The sequence below is a fragment of the Streptomyces sp. B15 genome (assembly GCF_018070605.1).
Lineage (GTDB): Bacteria > Actinomycetota > Actinomycetes > Streptomycetales > Streptomycetaceae > Streptomyces > Streptomyces smyrnaeus.
Window position 1 is genome coordinate 1 of sequence record NZ_JAGPXJ010000145.1, and the last position, 11512, is coordinate 11512.

Below are 11512 nucleotides of genomic sequence, written 5' to 3' on the forward strand. Positions count from 1 at the left end.
GTGCGATGGCTTCGGAGCACGGCAAATATGGTGTGGGTCGCCCCTCCGTACGCGTCGGGAGGGTCACCGGCCGAAGATCCGATACCCATTGGATGTGCCGCGCCGGCGAAAAGTTCTCGGGGGCGCTCAACTTTTTTTGGTGACTCCATCCGCCGAGGCCAGGAGCCACTTGCGGCAGACCGCGCAGAAGGTGCCGCGCGGCGCCCCTGCGCGCGGCGTCCTCCAAGAAACGTTCCCGATGAAGCGATGACGGCCTCCACCAGCGGAGCGCAAACCCGCCCGATCCGCACACGCGGACGTCCCGTCCCAGCCCGCGGTAGCAGCGGAGCGAGTAACTCCGGCTCCCGGACTGTGAGTTCGTGGCGGTGTCTCACGCCCGCTACGGTCAAGCGCGGACGCCCCCGCCAACGGCCACGCCGGCTGTATGCCGACCGCGCCTACGGCTACGACGGCTACCGGCGCCGACTGCGCGAGCGTGGCATCACGCCCGTCATTGCCCGGCCGCCGACTGCTGTGGAAGCGCGGCATCCGCCGGTGATCGCCGAACGCGGCCAACCGCACGGCTCCGGCCCGGGCATCTTCCGCTGGGTGGTCGAAAGGGCGATCGCCTGGCTGCACGGCTTCCGCCGACTTCGGAGCCGCTGGGAACGGCGCGACGACATCCACGAAGCCCTCCTCGGCCTCGCCACCTGCCTGATCACCCACCGACACGTCCAACGCCTCTGTCAGGACCTCCAAGTGGCGAACACGCACCGAATCGAGGCAACCGCATACAGCAATCGCGGCGGGAAAACATCCAGCCCTTACGGCGCTTCCGGTGCGGGGCAGCGGCGTCCTCGCCGACCGCCGGACGCGGCCCTTGCGGCCGCAGACCAACGGCAAGGTTGCGCCTTGTCACCGGCCTTCAGGAACAGCTAGGTTCTCCCAGCCGTCGGAGTGCCACCGGACAGGAGATGACCTCGCCCACACCTTCGCCGTATCGCGCGGAGCCATGGATGACGTACCGCTGACGACACCGACTTCGGGACAGTGACCTGGGACGTGGACCGGGTCCGGGCTGCCGCGCGGGCCATCGAAGAGCGAGGCGAGTTGTTGCACACGGTGGCGGCCGTCGACGCGTCGGACGGCTCGATCGCCGGATTCACCGAGCTGGTTGTTCCCGGCGACGGCAAGGGCGACGGCCGGCACTATGGGACCGGTGTTCTGCCCGGACACCGTGGGAACGGCCTTGGCCAGTGGATGAAGGCCGAGTCGATCCGGCAGGCCCGCGAACGCCATCCCGAGCTCGGTGGCCTGCTGACCGATACCGCCGACAGCAACCAGCCCATGAGGAACATCAACGAGCTGCTCGGCTACGAACCGACGCACCAGGCACTCGGTTATCAGCTCGATCTGTGAGGCGGTGGGATGGGCCGAGGCTCGCCTCGGCCCCTCCCCTGGGGCTTGGCATCGCCGGTGCCGCGGGCGGGCTGTGGGCAGGACCCGGAGGCCACGCGCGGTCAGCACTGTCGCTGAGCGTTCGCGGTCCAGCGGCGGTGTGGGGGCGGGCGTGGCGTGATGGCAGGATGTGAGGATGGCGACGGATCAGCCCTGGGCGCGGGTTCACGATGACCTGCTGGCGGCGAAGACACTGGTGTACGGCCCCAATGGCTTTGCCTGTTCACAGCCGGTGCCCGAACCGGAGGGTGCCGAGTACGCAGCGCATCGGTTCACGCTCGACGGGCTGTCGGTCAGGTTCCGCGTGGCCAAGACCACCCCGACGAAAGTCGGCCAGTTCGTCACCGTGTGGCAGCGATCCGTGGAAGGCCCGCCCCGGCCCTTCGACGCCGATGACGGAGTTGATCTCTTCGTCATCAGCAGCCGCGACAGCGGATACTTCGGACAGTTCGTGTTCCCGCGAGACGTCCTGTGCAAGCGTGGCATCGTGTCCAGGCACGGCTCCGGCGGGAAGCGGGGCTTCCGCGTCTACCCGCCGTGGGTGACCACGTCCAACCGTCAGGCACGCGGCACTCAGGCATGGCAGGTGAACCACTTTCTGTATCTCACGGAGGACGGACCTGTCGATACGGCGCGTGCCCGCGCCCTCTACCACCCGTAGCTGCGACTGCAGCCAGTCTCTGGAGTCTCGCCTCAGCCCCGGTCCTGGCCAAGCCGAGGGTGCACCGCGCAAGCGGACCGGCGCGGTGCACCGTGCGAGCGGACCGGCGCCGCGCGCCCGCCGTTCAGGCGTCGTCGGCGGCGTAGACCCGCTCGCCCCCCACATACGTCTGCAGCACTCGGGCCTCGGCTATCTCTTCCGCGGGGCGGTCGAAGATGTCCCGGTCCAGCACCGCGAGGTCGGCGAGGCCGCCCACCCGGAGCGAGCCGGTGCCGTCGAGGTGCTGCACGTACGCGCTGCCCGCCGTGTACGCGGCCAGCGCTGAGCCCAGGTCGATGGACTGCCCGGGCAGAAAGGCGGGGGTATCCGCACTTCCACCGGGCAGCCGCCGGTTGACGGCGACATGCAGTGCGGCGAGCGGGTCCGGGCTGGACACCGGCCAGTCACTGCCCGCGGCGAGCGTCGCCCCGCTGCGCAACAGACTTCCGAACGGGTACTGCTGCGCGGCGCGTTCCGGTCCGATGAAGGGGATGGTCAGCTCGTCCATCTGCGGTTCGTGCGCCGCCCACAAGGCCTGGACGGTGGCGGTCGCACCGAGTCGCCGGAACCTGGGAACGTCGTCGGGGTGGACGATCTGCAGGTGGGCCAGGTGCGGCCGGTTGTCCCTCCAGCCGTTGACCTCGCGGGCGGTCTCCACGGCGTCCAGCGCCTCCCGTACCGCTCGGTCACCGAGCGCGTGGAAGTGCACCTGGAAGCCCCTGGCGTCGAGGTGGGCCACATAGGTACGCAGCCGCTCAGGCGGGATGAAGGAGATGCCGGTGTTGTCCGAAGTGCAGCCGCACGCGGTCAGGTAGGGGCCGAGCAGCGCGGCAGTGTGGTTCTCCGCGATCCCGTCCTGCATGATCTTGACCGTACGGACCCGCAGCCGTCCGAACGTCAGCGCACCCGCGCGTTCCTCCAGTTCGGGCAGCTGCTCCAGACCGCGGGCCCGGTCCCACCACAGGGCACCGGTGACCCGCGCGGTCAGCAACCCCCGGCGGGCGGCGTCGGCGTAGGCCGGCGAGGGGTCGCGCAGACCTCCGTGATCGCCCAGCAGCGCATCCTGCCAGGCGGTCACCCCGTGGGAGTGCAGCAGCCGTTGGGCTCGCAGCAGCCCCTCGGTGAGTTCCTCCGGCGCCGGGGCGGGGATCGCCGAGGCGACCAGCGTCATGGCGCCTTCCTGAAGCATGCCGGTCGGCTCGCCGCGCTGGTCGCGCTCGAAGCGTCCGTCGGCCGGGTCGGGGGTGGCGGCCGTGACACCGGCCAGTTCCAGCGCCCGCGTGTTGGCCCAGCCGCCGTGGTGATCGCGGTTGACCAGATAGACCGGTCGGTCGGGCACCAGTTCGTCGAGCAGTGCCCGGGTCGGGGTGCCGCCGGGGAACGCTTCCATCGACCAGCCCCCTCCAGTGATCCATGGCGCATCAGGGCGGCCGTCGGCGTACGCGCGGATGCGGCGGCGATAGGCCTCCACGGTGACGTCGCCGGTCAGATCGCACTGCCCCAGCTCCACCCCGCCGCCGACCGCGTGCACATGTGCGTCCTGGAAGCCCGGGATCAGCAACTTCCCGGCCAGGTCGACGACTTCCGTGCGCGGGCCGATCAACTCGCGCACCTCCTCGTGTCCGACGGCGATGATGTGCCCCTCCCGCACCGCGAGCGCACTCGCCCGGGTGCGGGCCGGGTCGACGGTGTGTACGGGGCCGCCGGCCAGGACGAGATCAGCCGGAGCCGGGTGCTGACGGGTCATGAAGGGGCTCCCTTCCGGGGCATGGGGGCGGATGCGGTCGCGGGCCCGGGGGCGGGCGTGGACGCCGGTTCGGGCTCGGCTTCGGGGGTGGATGTGGACGCTGCTCCGGGTGCGCGTTCGGGCGCGACGCCGTCCACCGGCAGCTCGACGGAGTCAGCGTCGGTCCCGCGGCCCGAGGCGAAGTAGGGCGAGCGCCGGTGCCACTTCGCCCAGGCGGCCACGACCAGTCCGGTCGCCAGGAAGAGGCACGGGACCAGCAGCATGAACCAGCCGTTGTCCGGGCGCGCCGCGAAGTGGTCGCTCATGGTGGCGTAGTGGTGCGCGAGGACGGCACCGAGGCCGAAGAGTGCGAGGGAGCTGAGCAGCGGAATGATGACCGAGCACAGCGCCTCGACCGGACCCGCGCGCAGCCGGTGCCGGAAGCGGACCGCGCAGGCCAGTGCGGCGAGTCCGTAGTAGAGGGCGACGAGCAGGCCGATCGAGTTGACGGCGGTGAGGATCATGTCGTTCAGCTTGGGGATGCCGAGGGCGAGCACCGCCAGCGCCGCGGCGAGAGCCATGATCAGGGTCGTGCCGAGTGCGGGGGTGCCGAAGCGGGGGCTCACCCGCGTCCACACCTCACCAAGAGTGCGGTCCCGGCCCATGGCCAGGGCCCCGCGTGCGGTGGGGATCACGCTCGACTGCAGCGAGGCGAACGCGGAACACATCAGCGCCGCCAGCGGCAGGGAGGCCCATGGCTCCGGGGCCAGGTGGCTGCCCAGGAAGGTGAGCGCCTGCGGGCCGTTGCGTACCAGCTCCTCGTCGCTCATCACCCTTTCAAAGGCGATCGAGCCGAAGAGGAACAGTCCGAGCATCGCCAGCAGCGCGATCAGACCGCCACGTGCCGCGTCCGCCGGGTCGCGCGTCTCCTCGGTGACGGAGAACGCCGCGTCCCAGCCCCAGTAGATGAAGACCGCCAGTACCAGGGCCTGGGACAGCGACGCCACGGAACCGATCGCGAAGGGGTTCAGCCAGGAGAGCGAGAAGTCCTGGTCGCCGACGAAGAGAGCCCAGCCGCAGAAGACGAAGAGCACGGCGTACTCGAAGACCAGCAGCCACAGCTGGAGGCGGGTGGCTGACCGCACTCCGGTAGCCGCCGTCAGCGTGACCACCACCAGCGCCACCAACCCGACGACCGTGCTGACGCCGGTGGAGGCCGGGTCAAGGGCGACACCGAACGCGCTGTGCAGGCCCGCCTTGTTGAGGAACTGCAGCACCACCGAGCCGGTGACCGCGCCGGTGTACGCCATGAAGACCACGGTCCCCACCAGCAGTACCCAGCCGGTCAGGAATCCGGCCCACGGGCTGAGCGAACGCCCCACCCACACGTATGCGTTGCCGCAGTTGGGCTCGGAGCGGTTCAGCCGGGAGTAGGCCACGGCGATACCGAAGACGGGAAGGAAGGCGAGCAGCAGCAGGCCCGGGATCTGGCGCCCGGCGCTCGCTGCCAGTGCTCCCATGCCGATGCCGATGCTCGTGGTGGCCGCCGTGCTGGAGGCGGCTACGGCCATACCGTCGCGCACCCCGAGAGTGCGCCGCAGCACGGGCCGTCCGTCATTTCGCATGGATCTCCTCCTCAGCTCGCCGGACAGCTCACCGAGCGGCGTGGGCCGCGTCGATGTGCGGACGATGGAACAGCGAGGGGCGGCTTACGTCAATACTGTTGACGTAAGCCGCCGACGCGGAAGCCGGGAGGGCCGCCCCGGAAGCCGGGAGGCAGGAGAAGCGGAAACGGAAGAGAGCCGACGGGGCCGGTGATTAACTGGGGGGCTACCGTCCGGGTGACTCGCTCCGGGACGCCTGAGGACCTCACCGGAACTCACCACCATTCGAGACCCGGCAAGACAGGCGAGTCTCGCAAGGCCGCAAGACTGGCAAGAATCGGCGGGACTCGGCGGGACTCGGAAAGAGCGGTCAAAAAATCCGCGACAAATGAGCTGAAAGGGGACACGTGGTGCCGCGCGAACGTATCGCGGGCGAGCGCAAGCGGCGACGGCCGACCAGGTCCGGCGTGGTGCTCACGGCGGATGTGATCGTCGACCGGGCCCTCGGGCTGATCGAGGAGCACGGCGGCGAGGCGCTGACCGTCCGCCGGCTCGGCGCGGCGCTCGGCGCCGACCCCAGTGCCGTCTACCGCTACTTCCGCAACACCGACGATCTATTCCTCGCCGTGGCCGACCGCCTCATCGGAGAAGCCCTGGACGGCTTCTCCGCCGAGGGGCCGTGGCCGGAGCGGCTGCGGGAGCTGGCGCTTCGCGTCTACCGATCCGCCCTCCGCCATCCCCGGATCGCCGCGCTCAGCACCAGCCGCGTCACTCGGCGCCCCCACGAGTACCACGCCGTCGACATCGGCATCGGGCTGCTGCTCCGCGCGGGCTTCGACAAGGCGGCGGCCGTACGCCACTACCACGCCTTCATCGACACGGTGCTCGGCCACGCCGCCCTGGACGCTGCCGTACTGCGGCTGCCGTCCGCCACCCGGGAGGGAGATGAGCAGGCGTGGCGGGAGGCATACCCGCAGGTGCCTGCCGAGACGTACCCCCATCTGCACGCAGTCCGAGAAGAGCTGCCCACGATGGCCGGCTCGGCCTTCGAGAACGCCCTGGATCTGCTCCTGGAAGCCCTGGCCGCCCGCGCGGCAGGTCTCGCCGGCACTACAGGGCCCTCCGTGTGAGAGCGCGACGGCGTGCCGGCCGGGCCCCGCGGGATCCGTCGTCCCGTCACCGCGTCGGAGCTGCGGACTCCGGCCCCGGCTCCGGCCCGGCCCCGGCAGGACAGCGCGCAGACAGCTCTCGCCGGTACGTGGCGTCGGAGGGCGGGAGGCACCCCTTCGGTGCCTGGCCGGCAAGCCGGAGAATCGGCTGACTCGGCCACCCGTGCAGGTGAGACAACCAGGGCCGTGCCGGAGGGTGGGCGGCGCGCCTTGCCGGCGTCTCTCCCGCGGTTTGATACAGAATCTCCTGCTTGTCACTGCTGCCTCCCCGGCTCATACCGCGGGGAGCACCGCCGCGTCCCGATCCGAGCCGCGGTGACACGGTCCCGAGAACCGAGGGGAAGAGGTCATGGGCTGGAGACTCACACGTCGGGCGGCGTCGGCGGCGGCTCTCGCGGGGGTGCTCGCCATCGGCCCGACGGTGTCCCCGTCGGCCGACGCCGGGACCGCTGCTCCGAGCGAAGGGGTCCGGTCGTTCGAAGTCGTGGCTGCGAAGCGGTCCGTCTCCCCGACGCCACCGCCTCCTCGCCTCCCGCGCAACTTCCGGGGGAGGGGCGAGTGGATCGTCCGGGATCTGGGGATCACGGTCCCGTTCAGCTGGCAGGGGAGAAACGGCGACAGTCAAATGATCGCGGGAGGCCCGCAGTACCCGATCTGGTTCACGAATCTGATCTACAACGACACCCTCTACACCCTGACCTACAAGTGGCCGGGCTTGACCGAACATTCCTGCTCCCGGGTCCCGGGCTTCAATCTGCGCCAGTTGAACCAACTACTCGGCAAAGCGCGGTTTGTCGGGCGGGAGACCCTGGAGCGGAAGCCACGGCGGCATGTGAACCACTGGAGGGTCGGTGTCGTGCTGCCTGAACGTCCTCCGGGAGCGTTCCTGCGGTTCCCGCTCGCGCTGGGTGACATCTACGTCGACCAGCACGACCGGGGCACGTTCTGGCAGGTGCTGCAATTCGGCGTCCAGAATCTCTACGACCCGGAGCTGGACGAGTGGCTCGTGATGGACACGTTCGAACGCCGGCCGGGGCACGTCACGCTTCCCCGGCGGTGCTCACAAGCCTGACCGCAGCCGGCAATTCCAGCCTGCCAGCCCTGGCCGCGGCGGCCGCGGTGTCGCCGGCCTCGGTGCCGCAGCTCGCGTACCGCATGGGGAGTCGTACGCGAGTCCACCATGTCGGCCAACGCTGAGCCACCGATCGGCCCCCCCAGCACGCGCGGCGGCGCCCCTCCGTGGGACAGGGAGGGACGGCGCCGCGCACATACGTCAGATGAGCCAGCCGGGGAAGTTGACGACGCCGGCCAGCAGGTTGGTGATGACGTTCATAGTGGTGCTTCTCCTTGCGATTTTCGTGGGACTCTTCCACCCGGCCGATGCAGGACCTGCGGCCGGGCGACGCTCGCGCGGATGGACGGCTTCGAGACGGCGAGCAACATCAAGCGACTCGACCAGACCAAGGATGTCCCCATCATCCTGTTGACCGGCAACGAAGCGGACCGGGACTACGCCTACCGCGGCTACGCCCTGGGAGCCGCCGATCTCCTCCCCAAGCCCATCACTCCTGGATACTGCGTACGAAGGTCAACGTGTTCCTGGACCTGGACCGCAAGAACCGACAGCTCGCCGTCCAGGCCGAACAGCTTCGGCGGCTGCCGGGCGCGGACGCCGGGCGGCGGCCGGAGGACGGCGGTCCGGGCACTCAGGGAGCGGACTCCGCGCGGGCGGAGGAAGGCGACGCCGAGCAGCGAGACCGGATCACCGAACAGCTGGTCCGCATCGAGGTGTTGCTGCGCGGCCGCGACTCCCCGGACGGCACCGCACTGGCCGATCGCATCGCCGAGCTCGAACGGTCGGTCCGTCGGCTGGAGGCGACCGGCGGTGCCGAGTGACCCCCGGGCGTACCGAGGGACCAAGCGCTGATCCCCTGGGGGTCGCACCTGTTGTCCCGTTCTCCTGTTCGCCTGGGGGGCGCTCCTGGCTTCCCGGGGCCCGGCTTCACACCCGCCCCGACCGCGAGCCGGGCCCCTCGGCTCCCGGTCCGACCCCCGACCTGACCCCGAGGACGTCGAGCAGCGCTCGGGTGGCCGGGCTCGGATTGAAGCGGCTCCATGCCAGATACTCGATGCGCCGGGGACCGTCGGACACCGGGACCAGTGCCAGGTGCGGATCATCGGCGGCCAGCGGCCGGACGAACGCCGACGGCAGCAGCGCGACACCGAGCCCCCGCGCGACGAGCTGGGTGATCAGCTCGGCCACTCCTGCCTCGTACGCGACATCGCGGACCAGGCCCGCGGCGGCGAACGCCTGATCGGACTGGGCCCGGCCCGGTGACCCGTCCCTGAAGTCCACGAACGTCTCCTCGGCAACGTCGTGCAGCGTGACCTGGGAGGCACCGGCGAGCCGATGGCCGGCCGACACCACGAGTACATGTGCGTCGCGGTCGAGGACGAGGGCCTCCACGTCAGCCGGACGTTCACCCTCCGGGAGGCCGAGAAAGGCGATGTCCAGTTCGCCGTTCCGGACGGCCGCGGCCAGCTCGTCACTGCTCCCGGCGCGGAGGCCGACCCGGACGTCCGGGTACCGGGCGCGGTACCGCTGGAGCAGCTCGGGGACATCGATGGCGGCCGTCGTCCTGATCATGCCGACGGCGAGCCGGCCGCGTACCACACCGGCTGCCGCGGCGGCGTCGGCGACCGCACGGTCGGCGGCGGCCAGGCACTCGCGCGCGCCGGCCAGAAAGGCCTCTCCGGCGCTGGTCAGCTCCGTACGGCGGCTGGACCGGGCGAACAGCTTGACCCCCAGCTCCCGTTCGAGGCCGGCGATCCGGTGGCTGAGCGACGACTGCACCACACGGCAACGCTCGGCGGCGCGGGTGAAGTTGCGGGTCTCCGCAACGGCGACGACATATCTGAGCTGTTGCAGGTCCATCGCATCATCGTTCTGCTTCATAGCTGCTATTGCAACCATGCTTTGGATAGATGCTCGGGTGCCCCCGAGACTCCTCCTATGAACACCCAGACCGAAGGGTCGCCGGGCCCGCCGCCGCCCTCGCGCCCGCAACAGGCGGCAACCGTCGCGCTGACCGCGCTCGCTCCCGCATCGTGGGGCACCACGTACGTCGTCACCACGGAACTGCTGCCGCCCGGGCATCCGCTGTTCGCCGGGCTGATGCGCGCCCTGCCCGCCGGACTGCTCGCGCTGGCCCTCACCCGGGTACTCCCACGCGGTGAGTGGTGGTGGAAGGCAGCCGTCCTGGGCGTGCTCAACATCGGCGGGCTCCCGCTGCTGTTCCTGGCCGCCGAACGACTCCCCGGCGGCGTCGCCGCCACCCTCGGCGCCGCACAGCCGCTGCTGGTCGCCGGCCTGGCCGTCGCCGTGCTCCGCGACCGGCCGACGGTCTGGCGACTGGCCTGGGGCCTGCTCGGCGTGCTCGGCGTAGGACTCGTCGTGCTCGGACCTCAGGCCCGGCTGGACGCCGTGGGAGTGCTCGCCGGCCTCGGCCATACGACCGCCATGGCCGGCGGTGTCGTCCTCACCAAGCGCTGGGGCCGCCCGGTGGGAGTCGGTCCCATGGCGCTGGCCGGCTGGCAACTGACGGTCGGCGGGCTGCTGTTGCTCCCGCTCACCTTCGCCTTCGAGGGGGTGCCGCAGCGGATCGACGCCGCGGCAGTCGGCGGCTACCTGTGGCTGGGCAGCATGGGCGGACTGATCGCGTACGCGCTGTGGTTCCGCGGCGTCGGAAAACTGCCGGTCGGTGCCTCCGCACCGCTGGTGCTGCTGTCTCCCCTGGTCGCGACGGTCATCGGCCTCGTGCTGGGCGAGTCGCTGAGCCCGCTGCAGACCCTCGGGTTCGTCCTCGCCCTCACCGCCATGCTCGCCGCACAGCTCTCGGCCCCCCACCTGTTCGACCGCCTCACCCGCGGGCGGCCGACACCCGCACCGGAACCGCCACCCGTGGCACCGGCACCCGCGCCGGAACCGGCACCGGAACCGACCGGCGCGACCGCGACCGCGACCGGAACCGGAACCGAGGAAGACCGCACGCGAGAACACCTGATCCCAGAAGGACGGATTCGATGAAGGAAAACCTGACGATCGCCGTGGTCGGCGCCACCGGGATGGTCGGCAGCCGGGTCATCACCGAGGCCGGCGCACGCGGCCACCGGGTGCTCGCCCTCTCGCGGAAGCCCGCGAGCGGCGTGAGCGAGTACCCCGACGTGACGCCGATCGCGACCGACGCGAACGACCCGCGCTCCGTGTACGAGGCGCTCGCGGGGACAAACTCGCCCGGCGCCGTGGACGCCGTCGTACTGGCCGTGCGGACCTTGCCGGTCGATCAGGAATTCCTGGTCGGCGCCACCCGCACGGTGCTGGATGCCGCAGCGCGGCTGGGAGCTCGCGTCCTCGTGGTCGGCGGCGCCGGAGCGCTGCGCAGCCCGGAGGACCCCGAACTGCTGGTGGCCGACAACCCCGCGTACGTGCCCGCCGAGTTCGAGACCGTCGCCGCAGCCGGTGTGGCACAGCTGCGGGCCTGCCAGGACCGCGCCGGTGGCGACTGGGCGTATCTGAGCCCACCGGCCCTGCTCGAACCCGGTGCCCGCACCGGCCGCTATCGGCGCGGCACCGACACCTTGCTCACCAGCACCGACGGCCGCTCGTGGATCAGCGCCGAGGATCTGTCCGTCGCCGCGGTCGACGAGCTGGAAGCCCCTGGCCCCGACCGCCTCTTCACGGTCGTCCACCACCCCGAGCGGGGGTGACGACCTTCACGGGGACGGCCGCTGGGCGGGCCCCGGCTCGACCTTCACGGGAACGGGCGCTGGGCACCCGCTCGGCGGCCGCTCCCTCCCCCCCCCCCCCCCCCCGCGT

General features: G+C 71.0%; 8 protein-coding genes and 3 pseudogenes. 8 read left to right on the forward strand and 3 right to left on the reverse strand.

The window, feature by feature from the left end; translation table 11 throughout:
- Positions 1-390: 390 nt before the first annotated feature.
- The 3 genes and pseudogenes from KBY19_RS34200 to KBY19_RS34210 all read left to right on the forward strand — a co-directional run.
- Positions 391-684 (forward strand): annotated as a pseudogene (locus KBY19_RS34200) (hypothetical protein); the annotation flags it as partial.
- A gap of 268 nt (positions 685-952) precedes the next feature.
- A pseudogene (locus KBY19_RS34205) lies at positions 953-1398 on the forward strand (N-acetyltransferase family protein); the annotation flags it as partial.
- A gap of 175 nt (positions 1399-1573) precedes the next feature.
- Positions 1574-2098 (forward strand): MepB family protein, encoded by a 525-nt coding sequence (locus tag KBY19_RS34210; protein ID WP_210967395.1) that lies wholly within the window; start codon positions 1574-1576, stop codon positions 2096-2098.
- A gap of 124 nt (positions 2099-2222) precedes the next feature.
- Here KBY19_RS34210 and KBY19_RS34215 read toward each other — a convergent pair whose 3' ends face one another.
- Both KBY19_RS34215 and KBY19_RS34220 read right to left on the reverse strand, forming a co-directional pair.
- The gene (locus KBY19_RS34215; RefSeq protein ID WP_210967396.1) at positions 2223-3884 is read right to left on the reverse strand and encodes an amidohydrolase; all 1662 of its coding nucleotides are present in this window, start codon (positions 3882-3884) and stop codon (positions 2223-2225) included.
- Entirely contained in the window at positions 3881-5488 is a 1608-nt protein-coding gene (locus tag KBY19_RS34220) for an amino acid permease (protein ID WP_185018858.1), read from the reverse strand. The genes KBY19_RS34215 and KBY19_RS34220 overlap by 4 nt, the downstream gene beginning before the upstream one ends.
- A 386-nt stretch (positions 5489-5874) precedes the next feature.
- Here KBY19_RS34220 and KBY19_RS34225 point away from each other — a divergent pair, with 386 nt between their 5' ends.
- From KBY19_RS34225 to KBY19_RS34235, 3 genes and pseudogenes are all read left to right on the forward strand, one after another.
- Positions 5875-6597, forward strand: a complete 723-nt coding sequence (locus KBY19_RS34225; RefSeq protein WP_185018855.1) for a TetR/AcrR family transcriptional regulator — start codon at positions 5875-5877, stop codon at positions 6595-6597.
- A gap of 664 nt (positions 6598-7261) precedes the next feature.
- Entirely contained in the window at positions 7262-7708 is a 447-nt protein-coding gene (locus KBY19_RS34230) for a hypothetical protein (RefSeq protein ID WP_099885656.1), read from the forward strand.
- 342 nt (positions 7709-8050) lie between these two features.
- Positions 8051-8532: pseudogene (locus tag KBY19_RS34235) on the forward strand (two-component system response regulator); the annotation flags it as partial.
- Positions 8533-8638: 106 nt separating this feature from the next.
- Here the strand turns inward: KBY19_RS34235 and KBY19_RS34240 are convergent.
- Positions 8639-9571 carry a LysR family transcriptional regulator gene (locus KBY19_RS34240; RefSeq protein WP_099886962.1) on the reverse strand — a complete coding sequence of 311 codons (933 nt, stop codon included), beginning with the start codon at positions 9569-9571 and terminating at the stop codon, positions 8639-8641.
- Positions 9572-9649: 78 nt separating this feature from the next.
- Between KBY19_RS34240 and KBY19_RS34245 the strand changes: the two genes are divergently transcribed.
- The gene (locus KBY19_RS34245) at positions 9650-10723 is read left to right on the forward strand and encodes an EamA family transporter (RefSeq protein WP_210967397.1); all 1074 of its coding nucleotides are present in this window, start codon (positions 9650-9652) and stop codon (positions 10721-10723) included.
- A complete protein-coding gene (locus KBY19_RS34250; RefSeq protein WP_185018851.1) occupies positions 10720-11403 on the forward strand; it encodes an NAD(P)-dependent oxidoreductase in 684 nt (227 codons plus the stop codon). The genes KBY19_RS34245 and KBY19_RS34250 overlap by 4 nt, the downstream gene beginning before the upstream one ends.
- Positions 11404-11512: the final 109 nt, after the last annotated feature.